This window comes from Latilactobacillus parasakei, from assembly GCF_049674265.1.
GTDB lineage: Bacteria > Bacillota > Bacilli > Lactobacillales > Lactobacillaceae > Latilactobacillus > Latilactobacillus sakei.
Genome location: NZ_CP186861.1, coordinates 1381317 through 1398106, shown reverse-complemented (window position 1 = coordinate 1398106; position 16790 = coordinate 1381317). Strand labels below are relative to the sequence as shown.

Here is a 16790-nt window from a genome sequence, read left to right as displayed (position 1 = left end):
ATTAATATCATTGAACCACCTTTTAGACAGCGCTGTCAATTTGGACTAAATAAAACGAGTTAATTGAATATAAAACAGTCCAATTTTACGAAAAATAGTTTTATAATGCTTATTTATCAACGTTTATATATCGAATAACGTTAATTAGGACTGATATTATTATGATAAAAATTATGCTATGATTTTATTTGTAAGCGAAACCAAATTGCGTAAAATAATAATAGAGGTGATAGCATTGAAACATGAAGATATCGCAAAACAGATTATTGAAAATGTCGGCGGTAAGGAAAATGTTAATAATGTCTGGCATTGTATGACGCGCCTTCGATTTAATCTTAAAGATCAAAGCAAGATTAATTATGACGCGTTAGAAAAAATCCCAGCAGTAGTTGGAACTAAATATCAAAGTGATCAGCTGCAGATTGTCATTGGGACAAATGTTGAAGAATACTTTAATCCGGTTGCTGCTTTATTGGGGATTAATAACAGTGAAGAAACCAACCAGCCTACAGAGAAAAAAGGGCTAGTGTCACTCTTTATGGATACTGTCTCTGGCGTTTTCGGGCCAATTGTACCAGCGATTGCTGGCGCGGGGATGATTAAAGGGTTAATGGCCGGGTTGGTGGCCTTAAAAGTAATATCAGGGGAAACACCAACTTTCCAAATTATCGACATGTTAGCCAGTGGTGTTTTTACATTCTTGCCATTTTTCGTAGCGGCTTCAGCTGCTAAAATTTTTAAAACCAATCAATATTTAGCAATCGCGATTGCGGCGACATTACAATTTCCAACGATGGCCGCAGCCGCGGCAGCTGGAAAGATTTCACAATTTGTGATTTTTGGCTTCTTGCCGGTACCGGTTTTCAATTATGCTGGGACGGTTATTCCAATCATCTTTGCGGTATTAGCGTTAAGTTACATCTATCGTTGGGTTGATAAACTATTACCAGAAGTTCTCAGGACGGTATTTACGCCAACGTTTTCACTTTTACTGGCAGGTTTAGTGACACTTGTCGTAATTGGACCTATCGGTATTCATTTAGGCAATTTATTGGCAGCGGGTGTTAGTTGGTTATTCACGATTTCACCAGTCTTGGCCGGTATTATTGTGGGCGCTATTCGACCAATCGCAATCTTAACAGGTCTGCATCACGCGATGACGCCAATTGCGTTACAAAATTTTGCCAACCAAGGTTATGATATGTTGATGCCAATGATGTTTATGGCAAACATGGCGATTACTGGTGCCACTGCAGCAATCTATTTCAAAGTTAAAACAAAAGAAGAAAAATCAATTGTGGTTTCCTCAGCCGTTTCGGGTTTATTAGGGATTACAGAACCAGCCCTATTCGGGGTTTTAACGAAGTACAAGAAAGCTTTTATTGCAGCAACAGTTGGTAGTTCAGTTGCCTCAGCATTCATCAGTTTCTTCGGCGTTCGCATTTACGGTTACATCTTATCAAGTATTTTCAGTTTGCCAGCTTATATCGGTAAATACTTTGTCTTTGCAATTATGGGGATTATCATCGCCTTAGTATTGTCATTTACCATTGCTTATTTCATGATTCCCAATCCACAACCAGAAGAAATTAAAATAGCTGAAAGAAAAATTGAATCAACAGTAACGCTATCAGCTGTAGCAGATGGTGATTACGTGGCTTTAGAGGATGTTAACGATAGTGTTTTCTCAACAAAAATGGTCGGGGACGGCTTTGCAATGGTCTCGACTAATGGTAGTGTTTATTCACCTGTTGATGGTATTATTACGACCATTTTCCCAACTAAACATGCTATTGGCATTACGACCGATAATGGTGTAGAAATATTAGTGCATATGGGAATCGATACAGTTGCACTTAACGGACAAGGTTTTACAATTCTTGTAGCAGTCGGTGATCGTGTTGCCTCTGCACAAAAAATCGCTCAGATGGATTTAGCGGTTCTAAAGGCTGCTGGAAAAGAAACGGATATCATGGTGATTATTACCAACATGGATAAAATTGAAAAACTAGATGGTGAAACCAATATTGAAGGGTACCATACACATGGTAATCCAATTGAGATTGGTGAATTAGTGGTTTAAAATAGGGGGTAGTTAGAAAATAATGGGCTGAAGGGTTGGTTGACAGATGATAAAATTAATCACTTTTGATTGTTATGGGACGTTGGTTGATACGGCGCCGTTTTATGAGGCTGCGGGAGAAATTGGTGTGCAACATCAGATTGATCGCGGACTTTTTCAAAAAGCTTTTGAGCTGTATGAAGATCGAATGATGTATGGCGAATATTTTATGCCTTACGAACAGGTCATCGAACAAGCCTTGCGGTATTGTGCGCATGATTTCAATTATGAGTACGATAATGCAGATTTAACACAAATGTTAACGGTGCAGGCTAATTTAAAAGTTTTCCCAGAAGTCATCGATTTTTTGAAAACAATGAAGGTTAAGGGGGTTCAATTAGGAATTATGACGGATGCTTCGTTACCAATTCTCAAGCAGAATTTGGCGCAAATCCCAGTCGAATTTGATTATTTATACACCTCTGATCAATTAAACTGTTATAAACCAACGCTTAATTTCTTTGGCCAAGTTGCTGATCAATTAACGGTGACTAATGAGGAGCACTTGCATATCGCTGCCGGTTATTGGTGGGATATCATTCCTTGTCAGCGCCTGAATTGGCAACGGATTTGGGTCAACCGCAAGCAAGCCCAGGCTTTACCAACAACCGTAATGCAACATGAAGTGGCAGATTTAACAGCTGCAATTGACTTAATTTAAGCAATAAAAATCCGTCTTGAACGCCAATGATATACTCCCCTCAAAGTAGACACTTGAATTATAAAAAGTGTGTACCCAGAGAGGAGTATTTTTGTGAGTAAACGGATTTCATATTTAAAGAAAATCGAAGCAGTTCAAGCTGTACTAAATAATCAAGCATCAATCTCAGCCGTCAGCAAAGATTTTTCTGTAGCCAAATCATCACTACGTGACTGGATTAGAAAATACCAAAAATGGGGCGTTAACGGGATTCGTCCCTACAAGATAGTTAGAAATTATCCCCCACAAATTAAGCACGACGCAGTTATAGACGTAGTAAAAAACGGATTATTAATCAGCGAAGCAATACAAAAATATGATATTAGTGACCGATTAGTATTGAGAAAATGGATAAGGCTTTATAATGAACGAAAGCAATGGAAACCAAAAAGATTGGGGCTTTCGTCTATGAAAAGCGGTCGTAGTACGTCATTTACAGAACGAATTGAGATAGTTGAATATACTTTAAAAAAAGGTCGAGATTATCAAGCAGCAATTCAAAAGTATGGGGTATCTTATCAACAAATCTATAACTGGCTTAAAAAATATGAAAATTCAGGAGCCGAAGGCTTAAAAGATGGACGTGGTCATCACAAGAAAAAGCAAGAATTAACTGAATTAGAACGCTTGAAGCTAGAAAATGTACGTCTAAAAAATAGGAATCAGTATTTAGAAATGGAAGCAGATATCGCAAAAAAAGAAGTGGAGCTCAGACAAAGATTCGGTTATTTTCGTTAACCACAAATGACCTGGAATATACAACAGTATCTGAGCTCCACCAAGAAAAACGGTATTCAATAAAAGCACTATGTGCTTCACTAAAAGTTAGTCGGAGTGGCTATTACAAATGGTTAAAGGCTGGTCCGTCTAAAGCTGAAGAAATCAGGCAAGCACAAGCGGCAATCATTAAAGAAGGCTTTTACCAGTCAGATAAAACATTTGGAGCAATTAGAATTAAATGTGCAATAAGACGTGAACATCAAATAGATATTAATATAAAAACGGTTAGACGCTTAATGAAGATTATGGGACTTGTGTCAGATATTAGACGGAAACGACCAATCTGGCAACGTAGCAGGTCTTTATTTACAGCGGGGAATATTATAAGTCGTGAATTTAATGCGGATAAACCAAATCAGAAGTGGTTTACTGATATTAGCTATCTTAGTTACGGGGATACCGGTGAGCGAGCTTATATAAGTGCCATAATAGATAGTTTTGATAAACGAATTGTTGCCTATCAGATAAGCAAACACAACGACAATAAATTGGTTATGAACACGATACGATTAGCTTTTAAAAGATTCCCTGATGTTAAACCAATCATTCATAGTGATCGAGGTTTCCAATATACCTCAACTGAATATAAGCGATTGATAGAACATTATGGTATTAATGTTAGCATGTCCCGCGCGGGACATTGCCTTGATAATCAGCCGATTGAAAGCTTTTGGGGTATTTTGAAGTCTGAATATTTCTATCGACATACTTTTAACTCACTATCCGATTTAAAAGATGGAATTTACGCATATATTGATTATTATATGAATAAACGATATATGCCAATTTACAATGGGTTAACACCAATCGAAGTATACAAAAAAGCCGTATAGAATATACGACTTTAAAAAAACATTCATTTTTTATAAATCATCTGTCTACTTGACAGGGTATGGTTCACATGGTTCAAGACGGTTCTTTTATTTATTTAACATAATATCTAAAATCACAGGATCTGTTTCACGGAGGCCTTCTGTGCCTAAACGTCCGATGCCGTGAATTGTCTCATCGATCGTTGGGCAGACTATCCCGTTACTATTTGGAATAACAATTCCTTGGAGGGCGAGGTTAACGCCGCGGTACATTGAGGAAACGGCGGTGGCGACTTTCATGGCACAAGCACAGCCGGCCCCGTCGCAGATCATCCCGGCCGCGTCGCCAGCCATGTTTTGAATCGCATGACAAGCATCTTCGTAAGTTCCGTCATAGAGATAAACCACACCAGCCGCGGCCCCCATTGCGGCCGAATCAGTCGCGCAAAATGCGGATAAGACGGGCAAAAATGAGTGAATGTATAGGGCGGTGAGATGGGATAATGTTTGTGCCCGAATCAGCTGTTCCTCAGTCGCCTGAACGGCATCTGCCGCTACGCTGACCGGAATGGTAGCTGTGATGCCTTGATTACCGGAACCAGAGTTGGACATCGCAGGTAATTGCGCACCACCCATGCGCGCATCGGAAGCCGCTGCCGCGTAAGCAATCATCCGATTACCAAGATCGTTTTCAGTGCCAGAACCAAAGTGATTACGTTTGGCACCATTAATTGATTGGCCGAGTTGAAGACCATAGTCGTGCGTAAAGCCATCTTGGGCAAGCGCTAAATTAAGGGTGTGCGCCTCTTTCATGAAACGAAGGTGTTCCAATGGTTCGTTCATGGCAAAATCCCAGACAGCCTTAAAGTTCATAGTTTGTAAAAATTGTTTTGATTCAGAGCTCGCATGCGCTGCGGGACGGGGGTGGTCAATTAAAATTTGATCATCTTTTTTTAAAGAAAAGATATTGGTATGGCTACCAGCAATCGTAACAGTGACCGTATTTTCAAGATCTTTAATGGTCACTTCAACGTATAAATCGTCAGGGACAAGTGCTGTTTTAGCGGTGACTTTACCAGAATGAGCGAGGTCTAGAATGGTTGGTAAGTCTGTAGCGCGAAGGCCTTCAATAACGCTGAGGCCAACCGTCGCGTCACCAGCAATTGCCCCCGCGGCCGCAGCAACTAATAAACCAGGTTCGCCAGTACCAGGGACCATAACCGCTAGGGCATTTTTCATCACGTTTGGTGAAACGTGCACCTCAATGGCTTGAATCTCGCGATTAGTTAGCTGGGCCATACAAGTTGCGGCCCCAAAAGCAACGGCAATTGGTTCAGTACAACCGGTAGCTGGCACGACACCATTTTTGAGGGCTTGGATAAATTGATTTGCTTGGGTTTGACACATAACAGTCACTCCTTTTCCAGTGAAAAATTTGCTCAATCATTCACATTAAGTATACAGCTGAGCAAACTTTTTTACAAAGAAAAGTGGGATTACCCGGGAAATACTTTTTAAACCGTCAATATCTCTCGAATGCCTTCTTCAAACGATGTAATTTTAAATTCAGGAAAGCGAGTTTTGAATTTATCCGAAACGAAGATGTTGTCGGCTTGATAACGGGGGAGCAGCTCTTGTAGTTCGCGACTATTTTGATTGAAGAAACTTGCTAATTTGAATTGCCACATTTTAATAATCGAATAGGATATAGGTTGGTACGTGATTTCTTGAATCAGTTCAACTAAACCCTTGTAAGTAATGCTATCGGCACAAGGAAGGTGCCATGTTTGACCGTAAGCATCAGGGGTGTTGCCAATTAAAGCCATGGCGCGGCTAGCATCTGGTGTCCAAATTAATGTGCGCAAGAATTGATCACTAACAGGAATGCGTGCTTTTTGCCCGGCTTTGATTTTGTTGAAAAGAAGTGTATTGGTAATACTATTGGTTTTGGCGGAACCGTAAAATTCAGGGGCGCGGCAAATAACAGCCTCTATTTGACCCGCTTGCATAGCATCAATAACGGTTTGCGCCATTTTTGCCCGAGCTGTTGCCTTTTGCCCGTCTGGTTGGAAAGGACTGTCTTCGGTTTGCGGTGTTGCATTTTTAGCGTACATATAAGTGTTATCGAAGAAAACTAATTTACTGTGGTTAATCTGACAGGCGCGAATCACATTATCAATCATAATCGGAAATTGGGCGGTCCACATATCAGAATTCATGGGTAAACCGGCTGTGAAATAAACAATTTCGCTCCCTGCGACTGCCTGATTGGTTTCTTCAAAATTGAGCAGATTAGCTGGGTGGAGTTGATCTTCAGGATTAACCTTCCGTGGGTTACGGCTCACAAGTCTGAGGTCGTGAGTATAGTTTTTGTAGAGTTCTTTTGCGAGTTCCTGGCCGATTTGGCCGCTGCTCCCTAGAATTGTTTGCATGGTTAACGCTCCTTATTTTGTGTGGGTGGTCATAATTTGGGTGACTTTATCGAGAAATTGTTTAAGTTTTACAATTTCGGTCGTATCGTGATTGAGGTAATAAAAGTTCTTCGTGCCTTCTGCGCGATAGTCGATTAGTTTGGCATCCTTGAGGACTTTGAGATGGTGTGAAACCGCGGGCCGCGACAAGCCGGTTGCTTCAGTGAGTTCGCTGACTTGTAGCCCGTCACAATCACTTTCCTCTAATAAGCGAATGATAATGGCTTGGCGTTTTGGATCGCCTAAGGCAATTAAAAATTGACTGACATCGGTTAGATCCTGTTGTAGTGCTTGATAGTTTGGCATTAAAAAAACTCCAATCGTTCGATGGTTTAAATTATTAAACCATCGAGGTGGTGCTTTGTCAACAAAATAACCCCACGTATTTTCATCGCGTGGGGTTATTTTTATTGGCTTTTAGGTGTTTTTTGAGTGGAGAAGGGAAGGATTTCAGCTTGTTGGCTACGTTCTAAGAAGCGGTAGCGGTAATAGCGGTATTGTGGGGTGAAGGGGTGCGCCGAATCTGCTTGCCATGGTTTTTCATGGCCACAGAAATGGACGATTGCTGGTTCCTTTTGCGTTTCAGCAAATTGGCGGCGTAAGCGTTCATCTGGCGCTGTCACTTTAGCCGTCAAAATGTAGGTTTGTGCATTCCATTTAGGATGCAGGTGCAGCCATTGGTCGTGCAAGATGGCGTTTAGCGCGTCTTGATCATGGAAGCGTAATTTGTCTGGATGATGATTAATGAAATCTAGTGTTCGTTCGACCACTTTTTGTGCCCGCCATTTTTTCAAATCCATTAACATGACACCTGAATTAAAGTAGCGGGGGCTTTGGTAGTCAATCGCCATTGCTTCTAAGCGATGATGAAAACCGGCGTCTTCAACGGCTGCTAATAAGAAGTCACCTAAGTCGAGGTCCCAAAGACGGGCGAGATCGACTGTGGCTAAGGCATCACAATCTAAGTAGAGCGCGCGATCGAGTTTGGGAAGTACGAGCGGAATGAGGATGCGATAATAAGCGGATTTCAAAATGCGGTCGCTTTCCACGATATTTTCAAGTAAGGCTTCATCAACTTCTAGGAAGGTTAATGTGGCGTGAAAGGAGGCGACGACCTTTTGAAGTGGTACTTTATCGCGGGCGGATAGATGATCTGCGAGTACATAGAATGTGTAGTGACGGTGTGAGTCGTTATGATTCAAAATCGAAGCATACAAAACGGCCAATGGTTCAATAAAAGTGGCATTGACAGCCGATACGATGTTAATCTGGTCACTTCTGAGAGTCGCTAATTGTTGTTGATATTCTGCCAAAAAAGGGTGGGCTTTGAGTGTATTCCATGGTTTGTGGTGAGTTGTGAAATGGACAATTTTAGGATGGTTGATCGCTGCCTCAAAAAGTGCCGCATATTCAGCATTAATAGGCGCATGTTGTCTAAAAATCAATGAATTTTGAACGTTCCAACTAGGGTTTAAAAATTGAACGTCTCCAGCTAAAACGGCATTTAAAGCGTCTTGGTCGTGGAAAATAATTCGCTCAGGATAATGATCAATAAAGGCTAATGTTCGTTGAGTGATATGGAATTGTTCCCAACGAGTGACATCGATTAGCATCATGCCTGAGTTAAAATACAACGCCTTAGCTTTGACAGCGGAAACGCCCAAGCGTTTGAGCATCAATGCTTGGCCAGGATCGATTACTGCACCGATGATATTGTCGTTGAGGTCACTTTCGTAAAGTGGGGTAACGTCACTCTGCGCTAGAATATCAGCATCTAAATATAAGACCCGAGTCACACCATGTTTTAGGAGCAATTCTGGTGCCAAGATCCGATAATAAGCGGTCTGGTTGATGTGATTACTTTCAGGACAGTTCGCTAGACGGCGTTTATCGAGATTTAAAAATGTCACAGCATGGTGCGCTTGCATAAGCGCTTGGATATTAGTTTTGGTTTGCTGTGATAATGCATTATCGCAAATGTAGAAATGAATTACCGTTGTAGCAGCGATATGTCTCTGTATTGATTCAAGCCCAATTAAGAGCTGATCTGCATAATGATTATCTGCTGCAAACATCACATTAATCTTTTTGATGATCATCAACCCCTTCAAAAAATAGTGCTTTGAACCCATTTAAACAACTTCAAATAAATCTGTAAAGTTAATCGATTACAAATAATGTCAAAGAATATGCTTTTTAAAATTTATAAAATGAATAAGCTGATACTTTTACAAAGTGGTGTTGAACTTGCTACATTGGAAGAGAACAAGTAATCGGATTCAATTCGATTATAATATAGTTACGAAAGGATGATTGTTATGTTTCATTGGTTATGGGTTTTAATTATTGGTGCAGTAATTGGTATTATTGCGGGGGCGATCACAAGTCGTGACTTACCTGCTGGTTGGATTGGTAACATCGTTGGTGGGCTAGTCGGTGCTTGGCTAGGTCAAACCCTATTTGGTAGTTGGGGACCCCAACTAGCAGGTATGGCGCTAGTACCTTCAATCTTAGGTGCCGTAATCATCGTATTCTTAGTATCAATGCTATTTTCACGTAAGAAATCCTAAAGTAAAGGAGCAGATACCATGAACAAATTGACAAAAACGGTAATCGGCTTAGCCAGTTTTCTGGGATTATGTCAGGTAGCATGGTTCATTTTGCTCGTTTATCCGCTAGGACTAGCAGATCAACAAGCCATTAACTTTAACTGGCTGTCAGAAGAGTGGATTAGCAATATAGGGCTGGGATTGGGCGTTATTAGTGGTCTGGTTTTTCTTTATTTATTATTACTAGCAATTTTTAGTTTGCCAAAGAAACGTCAGATGATTATTAAAACCAATCAAGGGGAATTAGCTTTATCGCGTAAAGCGGTTGAAAAAACAATTTCCCAGGCAATAATTGAAAAACACCGTTTGAAGGATGTTTATGTCCAGACCGTTTTTAAAGGTCGACAACCAAAAGTTAGTGCAGACATTCAAGCAAAAGTGCTTGATAATCGGGACATTGATCAACAAGCCAGAGCGGTGAAGGAAACAGCACAACAGGCACTAAAAGAAGTCTTTGACATGCCAATTAAATCAGTAAATGTTAAGCTTGCGCCACTTGTTCATGATCAAGGTCGGACGCAAAGTAAAGTGATTTGAGGTGAAACAAATGAAACGTTCTTATTGGGGCTTTATTGCAGGTGCTGCATTAGCGGCAATATGGATTGGCTTTGGATTTGTGAGCCTAATTTTAATTTTGATTGCCGGTCTGATTGGCTACATTGCAGCAAGTTTAACGGGATCCAAAGATGATTTAGAAGGTTTTAGAGCACAAGTCAACCGCGTATTAAGACAAGATAAATAATGGAGGTGCAGCAAAATGGTAGAACAAGCACATTTAGATGACGTATTAGCAAACAGCAAGTTAACGTTCGAAGATGCTGTCATTGCAAAAATTGCTGGTAAAACAGCACAAAATATTGATGGGTTACTATCAATGAATGGCAACTTTTTCAGCGATATCGCTGATCGATTCAGAACTGATAGCGATCCTACCAAAGGCATCAGTGTTGAAGTCGGCGAAAAACAAGTGGCGATTGATATGACTATTATTTTGGAATATGGTCGCAACGCGCGCGACGTATTTGAACGCTTAACGTCGGCTGTCACCGAAGCTGTTGAATCAATGACGGGATTGAGTGTTGTTGAGGTCAATAGTCATGTTAGTGACGTTATGACTAAGAAAGAATGGCAACAACAAGGTAGCAACGCTAAAAAGAGCGATAACGACGACAAAAGAGTTCAATAAAAAATTAAGAAAAGGGGATTAAAATAATGGATAAGCCAAACAAACCAATGGATAAGATGATGGACAAACCTAATAAGGAAACACCAGATCGTAACGCACAAATTGAAAAAGAATTAAACTTTTCAGACGGTGTTATTGAAAAAATTGCCGGTCAAACTGTTCATGATATCGATGGTGTCTTAGAATTATCAGGTGGTATGATGAGTAAATTAGCAGATCGTTTCAGAGATGAAGCAGATCCAACTAAAGGTGTTGATGCAGATATTGACGATCAAGAAGTGACAATCGAATTAGATGCCATTTTGGAATACGGTAAATCAGCCCCAGATATTTTTGAACAAACAACCGATCAAATTGCCAAGTCTGTGCATAAGATGACCGGTTTAAATGTTACAAAAATTAAAATGAATGTTTCTGACTTGTTGACTAAGAAAGAATGGGCAGTAAAACAAGAAGCAGGTAAAAAAGATAATAAAGATAACGAATAAAAAATAGGTGGTCCTCAATGGGACCACCTATTTTTTTGTGCTCGTCGTTATTCAAACTGTGCTAAATCTAAATTTAACGCTGTTGCGACGCGCCGACCATATTCAGGATCAGCTTGGTAAAATTGTTTAACTTCGCGAATTTGAATTTCTGGTTTAGTTACTTGACCAAGATTCATGCGAATATTTTCGATTAAACGGGTTTGTTCATCAGCGGATAGTAGCCGGTAAAGTTTGCCAGCTGCTGAGTAATAATCGGGATCGGCAGAGAAGTTGCCAGTTGTACCAGAGAGTTGATCGCCATGAATCTTAGCTGCTGGGACTTCGGTGGGCCCATCTTGACTGTTGGGTTCGTAGTTAACGCCAGCTTCTTGATTCTGGGCCATCGCACCGTCACGTTCGTAATTATGAACGGGGACTTTTGGTCGGTTGACAGGGAGTTGTTCGTAGTTGGCGCCAAGCCGGTAACGTTCAGCATCCTTATAGCCAAATAGTCGACCTTGAAGTAATTTGTCGGGTGATGCTTCAATCCCAGGGACTAAGTTAGCCGGTGAGAAGGCCAATTCTTCGATATCTTCGAAGTTATTTGTTGGATTTTCATCGAGGACCATTTGACCGATTTCGATTAATGGATAATCCTTTTGTGAAATAACCTTGGTAACATCAAAAATATCTTGGGGATAATTCAAACCATCTTCATAAGGGACGAGTTGGACGGCGACTGTCCAACTGGGATAATCGCCAGTTTCAATTGCGTCGAATAAATCATTTTGAAGGTAATCAGTATTCTTACCAGCGAGTTCATTGGCGAGTTCGTTGCTGAGATTATGAACGCCTTGATTCGTTTTGAAATGATATTTAACCCAGAATTGTTCACCTTGTGCGTTGACCCATTTGAAGGTGTGGCTACCAAAACCGTGCATCATCCGATAACTGGCTGGAATCCCGCGGTCACTCATGAGAATCGTGACTTGATGGACAGATTCGGGTGAAAGGGACCAGAAATCCCATTGCATATCTTGGCTACGGGCATGTGTCCGGGGATCACGTTTTTGAGAGTGGATGAAATCAGGGAATTTTAGTGGATCATTGACGAAGAAGACCGGCGTGTTATTGCCGACAATATCGTAATTGCCTTCTTCCGTATAGAATTTAACGGCGAAACCGCGGACATCGCGGTATGTATCGGGATAGCCGGCTTCACCAGCGACTTGAGAAAAACGGGTGATAAGCGGTGTTTTTTTGCCGACGCCACTGAAAACACCGGCTTTCGTGTAGGCGCTCATGTCCTTTGTAACCTTGAAATAGCCTTTAGCACCAGCACCTTTGGCATGCACCACCCGTTCAGGGATACGTTCGCGGTTAAAGTGGGCGAGTTTTTCGAGTAATTGATAATCTTGGATTAAGACGGGGCCGCGTTGGCCGGCAGTTTGCGAATGTTGATTGTCCGCCCATGGTTGCCCCTCGTTAGTCGTTAGTTGATTTGTCATAATATTTGACCTCCTAAGAATGGTTTAAAAACTAGGAACACACTAGAAAAGAATTGTGCGCAACTTACCTAGTCACTATAGGACTTTCAACCGAGAATCGTCAAATGAAAGGGCTTGCTCAAAAAATTACTAAAAAACGGTTAACTATAACTAATAATTTCTCAATAGAAATAAAAAAACTTCCTAGATTGTCTATATTAAGAATAGTAATGCAATAATTAATTGTTAAAGAACATTTGACGAGAATAAAAAAGGAGTGCCGAGAAATTATCACTCGGCACTCCTTTTTTATTCTATTTAATCTAGCTTTGTAAATATTATTTACTAATAATACACACTCGGTTGAGTTATCAATTCATTTTGATTTATTTTCTGATATTAACCTCTTGAAGGATCTCTATAGGTTCGTGGCAGTAGAGATTTAGCACTTTATCATGCCAATAAGTTCACAACTTACGAGTTATGAACAATTCTATTTCACTTAAGATAATATCGTATAGTTAGAAAATAGTCAATACTATTAATTTAAAAAGCATGATTACAATAGCTTTATTTAACCATCATTAATATCTAATCGTAATTATCAATTAGATATTTCGTGAAAGTTCATAACTCGTAAGTTGTGAACTTTTAAAATAAAACTGTTGTGGATATAAGATGTACTTAAGGGACGGTGTAAGGTGCTTATGAGAAAAGATATATTTATAACGACCATTATAATTCTCTTTATTGTATTCGGAAATGTAACGTCAGTGATTGCAGCAGTAGCTAACAGTGATAATTTAAGGACTGATCAACAACTTTCCGTCTTAGTTGATGATAAAAAAACAACTGACAAACAAATATTTGTAGCGATTAATGATACGAGTAATCAAGAACGTGAATTGACGATGAAAATACCAGATGGACTAATTTTTGATGAGGCCGCAACTACCAATGAAAATAAGACTAATCAAACAGATATTTCTGTAAATCGCAGCACTAGCATCATTAAGATTAAATTTAAAACAAGTCAGCCACCTAAAAATAGTCAGTTGGTTTTTTCCATAGTTGATACTGTGAAGGCACAAAAGGGAACGTTTAGTGTACAAAGTAGGTATAAGAATATTACCTATACCTCAGAAGAAGTTGGGATAGTTTTGCCAAAAGAAAGTTCAACTGTGGAAGGAAGCCAGAGCTTTGAGAGTAGTAACAATCAAAATTCTAGCGAATTTTCTAGGAAGATATTGTCCCAGGAAGAATCCAATTTGATGGTGAAAGAGACTAGAGAAAACAGTCGCGCTTCGTCAGAGTATCTACCCGTTCCAGATGATACTGTCCCTATGTCTGGAGTATTAACCCAGAAAGTTGGGAGTAGTCCTATTTATGATAGTCAAAATAATGTGTTACAGATTACGAATAAAACGGGGCAAGTTGGGGGGATTTGGTCAAAGAAAAAATTAAATTTCAGTAAGGATTTTGTGTATGATTCATACATTTACCTAGGGAATCAAACGAGCAATGCTGCCGATGGGATAACGTTTACCTTTCAAAATGATCCGAGAATGGCTACGACACCTAGCAAAGTAATAGCTGGTGGGGGGTTTGCACTAGGTGTCTATGGGAATTCAAGTAATACCCGTAATGGATATGTTAAAAATGCTTTATCAATTGAATTCGATACGTATATGAACACAGGCTCTCGTGATCCTATTGATAAAGAGGTTAACAGCAATGGCGGACGAGGACATATTGCTGTCGTCATACCTAAAGCTAAAAATAATACGGCGTCAGGGAATCATATTAATCCGCAGTATCCTACCGATTATCTATCTAATGGAAAATGGCGTCGATTCAAAGTAGCGTGGAACGCTGATAATAAAATAATGACATACGGATTAGAGGGACTTGCTGATCAAACCTATCATTTTGAGCCAATTGAAGTTTTTGGGGCGAATGAAGCTTACTGGGGATTTACAGGTTCTACTGGGAATAGAAGTGCTTTAAATGCTGTTGCGATTTCAGAGATTCCTCAAAAAGGGTCGCAATTGTTAAAAATTAAGGATGAACGAACACAGGAAGTTATTACTGATCTCGGGCAAGTTCAACCAGGTGATTCATTAGAATACGAGTTGGATACTAAGTATATCGATGGCCCAGAAGATTGGGCAAATATATTTATTAAATTATCACTGCCCGCTGGAATCACGTATACTCCTGGTTCAACTACATCTGATGATAAGATTGTTAATGATGGTGGGAATATTTCAGGACAATCTTTGAATATACCTATTGGTGATTTAAAGACTGACCAAGTAAATAAATTAATATTTAAAGCTAAAGTCAACAATAACGTTGCCGATCAAACAAATTTACTTAATCGAGGTCTGGCCTACAATACAGATTTTGGGGTTCAAAGTAACTTAGTCACCTTACAGGTAAACAAACCTAAGGATCCTGTTTTGATAAAGCAAGTTAGAAATGTCAGCAAAGGTGAAAAAGAATTTAAAGACGAAACCTATGCCTATAAAGATGATCAACTTGAGTATCAAGTAATAACAAAATTAAATGATAGTAAATCTTTAAAAGATGGAGTTTTTCAAGATATCATTGATAAAAATTTAACAGTTACTAATCAACAAGTTGGTATGCAAATTATGAATTCTGATGGTACTTGGGGTGGTACACAACTTATAAAGATAAATAGTGACGATGGTAAAATTATTGTAGGCCGTGAAATCGATGCTGGCGCAACTATCAAGTTTACTTTTAAAGTAATTGTTAATGATGACAATAAATCTGAAATTGATAATACTTTTTCTTTAATTGGCGGTAGTTATAATGGACCATGGCATTCTAATGTCGCTAAAGTCAATGTTATCAAAAAAACACCGCCAACCTTAATTAAGGAAGTTAAAAATATAACGAAATCTGACGCAGATTATATGACAGAAACAACGGCTGAAGTTGACGATGAGATTGAATATCGGATACAACTTGTTAACACTGCCTCGGGCGATATCAAACCGGGTGCGATATTAAAGGATGTTTTTGATGCTGACTTAGGAGATATCCAACAAGTTAAGATTGATTACTTGGATCAAAACGAAAAAATAACTGCGACGCAAACTACTGATTGGACGAATAATCAGGTTATTCTGGATCATGGTATTCCAGTTGCGGGTCAAGGTATGGCGATTGCTTATGTCAAAGCCAAAGTAAAAGAGACTAATAAATCGGTGATTAATAATAGTGCTAGCCTAGCCACTGATTTTGGAACTGGGACTTCTGAAAAAGCCAAATTAAATATTAAACAGTCTAAAGGTCGGATTGTTGTACGCTACCGCGACCGAAAAGATGAAAACCATAAACTAGCTGAAGATAAAATTTATGACGGTAAAATTGGTGATAGTGAGAAAATTCAACCGAAGGTTATCCCAGATAGTCAAGGTAACTGGACGGTGGTTGATTCATCTAATCAACCTAATCCTGACTGGGGTTCAACAACTAGACCTGATTGGGATTTAGCGCACGATTACACCGTCACGTACGCTAAAGATGAACAAGTAATTACTTATCGCTATGAAGAATCACATATTGGCATTATTGCTGATAAGCGTTGGGATTTTGGTAAGCATGATACAACCGGGACTGACCGAAACTATTATTTAAAAGCTAAAACTAAAGACAATCAAAAACAACCTTACGCCGTCGGTGTTGAAGATTACTACACCTCTAAAGGTTGGACCTTAAACGTTAAACAAGATAATCAGTTCCATACCAATGCTAATGAAAAGATTGCTGGAGATCAAAAATTCTTAGATAATGCCGTCTTGAATTTCCATAATGGGCATATTGCCTTAAAAGAAAGTGATGACGTAGGCGCAACCGCACCAGTTTCTAAGTTAACTTCTGAGTTTGAGTTAATCCCTAAGGGAGAGGCTGTTAACTTGATGACGCATACAAATAAGACGCCCGATCCTGGTTATTACGCAGCTCACGGTTTTGGGATTTGGGAGTATCAATTTGGTGATTCAAAACAAGCTGATTATAGTATCGGCTTACGAGTCCCTCAAACAACTAAACGTTATCCACGACAATATACTAGCCAGTTAACTTGGTCATTAGTCATTGCAGAATAATAAAACGAGGTGTG

15 protein-coding genes are annotated in these 16790 nt (G+C 39.6%); 10 read left to right on the top strand and 5 right to left on the bottom strand.

The genetic code is table 11. From position 1 onward, the window contains the following. The first annotated feature begins 235 nt into the window (after positions 1-235). From ACPBEH_RS07075 to ACPBEH_RS07060, 4 genes are all read left to right on the top strand, one after another. On the top strand, positions 236-2083 hold the full coding sequence (locus tag ACPBEH_RS07075) for a glucose PTS transporter subunit IIA (protein ID WP_424348715.1): 1848 nt from the start codon (positions 236-238) through the stop codon (positions 2081-2083). A 46-nt stretch (positions 2084-2129) separates the two neighbouring features. Then, positions 2130-2783, top strand: a complete 654-nt coding sequence (locus ACPBEH_RS07070; protein ID WP_424348714.1) for an HAD family hydrolase — start codon at positions 2130-2132, stop codon at positions 2781-2783. 93 nt (positions 2784-2876) lie between these two features. After that, complete coding sequence (locus tag ACPBEH_RS07065) at positions 2877-3560, top strand: transposase (protein WP_424348575.1); 684 nt, start codon at positions 2877-2879, stop codon at positions 3558-3560. Beyond that, a complete protein-coding gene (locus ACPBEH_RS07060; protein WP_424350061.1) occupies positions 3542-4435 on the top strand; it encodes an IS3 family transposase in 894 nt (297 codons plus the stop codon). Before ACPBEH_RS07065 ends, ACPBEH_RS07060 begins: the two co-directional genes overlap by 19 nt. Positions 4436-4522: 87 nt before the next feature. Here ACPBEH_RS07060 and ACPBEH_RS07055 read toward each other — a convergent pair whose 3' ends face one another. The 4 genes from ACPBEH_RS07055 to ACPBEH_RS07040 form a co-directional block, all read right to left on the bottom strand. Beyond that, entirely contained in the window at positions 4523-5821 is a 1299-nt protein-coding gene (locus ACPBEH_RS07055) for a serine dehydratase subunit alpha family protein (protein ID WP_424348713.1), read from the bottom strand. A gap of 107 nt (positions 5822-5928) precedes the next feature. Next, the gene (locus ACPBEH_RS07050) at positions 5929-6846 is read right to left on the bottom strand and encodes an NAD-dependent epimerase/dehydratase family protein (RefSeq protein WP_424348712.1); all 918 of its coding nucleotides are present in this window, start codon (positions 6844-6846) and stop codon (positions 5929-5931) included. Positions 6847-6858: 12 nt separating this feature from the next. Continuing rightward, positions 6859-7191, bottom strand: coding sequence for an ArsR/SmtB family transcription factor (locus tag ACPBEH_RS07045; RefSeq protein ID WP_025016134.1), 333 nt, complete (start codon positions 7189-7191; stop codon positions 6859-6861). A gap of 101 nt (positions 7192-7292) precedes the next feature. Next, positions 7293-9017, bottom strand: coding sequence for a glycosyltransferase family 8 protein (locus ACPBEH_RS07040; protein WP_424348711.1), 1725 nt, complete (start codon positions 9015-9017; stop codon positions 7293-7295). A 186-nt stretch (positions 9018-9203) separates the two neighbouring features. On the opposite strand from ACPBEH_RS07040, the gene ACPBEH_RS07035 reads away from it, so the two are divergent. Genes ACPBEH_RS07035 through ACPBEH_RS07015 form a run of 5 tightly spaced genes read left to right on the top strand, consistent with a single transcriptional unit; the run spans position 9204 to position 11168 of the window. Further along, on the top strand, positions 9204-9455 hold the full coding sequence (locus ACPBEH_RS07035) for a GlsB/YeaQ/YmgE family stress response membrane protein (protein ID WP_424348710.1): 252 nt from the start codon (positions 9204-9206) through the stop codon (positions 9453-9455). A gap of 18 nt (positions 9456-9473) precedes the next feature. Beyond that, a complete protein-coding gene (amaP, locus tag ACPBEH_RS07030) occupies positions 9474-10031 on the top strand; it encodes an alkaline shock response membrane anchor protein AmaP (protein WP_011373878.1) in 558 nt (185 codons plus the stop codon). 10 nt (positions 10032-10041) lie between these two features. Next, positions 10042-10236 carry a hypothetical protein gene (locus tag ACPBEH_RS07025; protein ID WP_011373879.1) on the top strand — a complete coding sequence of 65 codons (195 nt, stop codon included), beginning with the start codon at positions 10042-10044 and terminating at the stop codon, positions 10234-10236. Positions 10237-10251: 15 nt separating this feature from the next. Beyond that, positions 10252-10680 (top strand): Asp23/Gls24 family envelope stress response protein, encoded by a 429-nt coding sequence (locus ACPBEH_RS07020; protein ID WP_011373880.1) that lies wholly within the window; start codon positions 10252-10254, stop codon positions 10678-10680. A gap of 26 nt (positions 10681-10706) precedes the next feature. Continuing rightward, positions 10707-11168, top strand: a complete 462-nt coding sequence (locus tag ACPBEH_RS07015; protein WP_424348709.1) for an Asp23/Gls24 family envelope stress response protein — start codon at positions 10707-10709, stop codon at positions 11166-11168. Positions 11169-11215: 47 nt separating this feature from the next. On the opposite strand, the gene ACPBEH_RS07010 is transcribed toward ACPBEH_RS07015, so the two are convergent. Beyond that, entirely contained in the window at positions 11216-12655 is a 1440-nt protein-coding gene (locus tag ACPBEH_RS07010) for a catalase (RefSeq protein ID WP_424348708.1), read from the bottom strand. A gap of 686 nt (positions 12656-13341) precedes the next feature. On the opposite strand from ACPBEH_RS07010, the gene ACPBEH_RS07005 reads away from it, so the two are divergent. Next, complete coding sequence (locus ACPBEH_RS07005) at positions 13342-16776, top strand: lectin-like domain-containing protein (protein ID WP_424348707.1); 3435 nt, start codon at positions 13342-13344, stop codon at positions 16774-16776. Positions 16777-16790: the final 14 nt, after the last annotated feature.

What these genes read in the sequence shown, in the direction of transcription:
- ACPBEH_RS07020 (WP_011373880.1), top strand. Translation starts at nt 10,252, where the DNA reads ATGGTAGAACAAGCACATTTAGATGACGTATTAGCAAACAGCAAGTTA.
- ACPBEH_RS07025 (WP_011373879.1), top strand. Translation starts at nt 10,042, where the DNA reads ATGAAACGTTCTTATTGGGGCTTTATTGCAGGTGCTGCATTAGCGGCA.
- ACPBEH_RS07040 (WP_424348711.1), bottom strand. Translation starts at nt 9,017, where the DNA reads ATGGGTTCAAAGCACTATTTTTTGAAGGGGTTGATGATCATCAAAAAG.
- ACPBEH_RS07070 (WP_424348714.1), top strand. Translation starts at nt 2,130, where the DNA reads ATGATAAAATTAATCACTTTTGATTGTTATGGGACGTTGGTTGATACG.
- ACPBEH_RS07050 (WP_424348712.1), bottom strand. Translation starts at nt 6,846, where the DNA reads ATGCAAACAATTCTAGGGAGCAGCGGCCAAATCGGCCAGGAACTCGCA.
- ACPBEH_RS07045 (WP_025016134.1), bottom strand. Translation starts at nt 7,191, where the DNA reads ATGCCAAACTATCAAGCACTACAACAGGATCTAACCGATGTCAGTCAA.
- ACPBEH_RS07035 (WP_424348710.1), top strand. Translation starts at nt 9,204, where the DNA reads ATGTTTCATTGGTTATGGGTTTTAATTATTGGTGCAGTAATTGGTATT.
- amaP (WP_011373878.1), top strand. Translation starts at nt 9,474, where the DNA reads ATGAACAAATTGACAAAAACGGTAATCGGCTTAGCCAGTTTTCTGGGA.
- ACPBEH_RS07015 (WP_424348709.1), top strand. Translation starts at nt 10,707, where the DNA reads ATGGATAAGCCAAACAAACCAATGGATAAGATGATGGACAAACCTAAT.
- ACPBEH_RS07010 (WP_424348708.1), bottom strand. Translation starts at nt 12,655, where the DNA reads ATGACAAATCAACTAACGACTAACGAGGGGCAACCATGGGCGGACAAT.
- ACPBEH_RS07055 (WP_424348713.1), bottom strand. Translation starts at nt 5,821, where the DNA reads ATGTGTCAAACCCAAGCAAATCAATTTATCCAAGCCCTCAAAAATGGT.
- ACPBEH_RS07005 (WP_424348707.1), top strand. Translation starts at nt 13,342, where the DNA reads ATGAGAAAAGATATATTTATAACGACCATTATAATTCTCTTTATTGTA.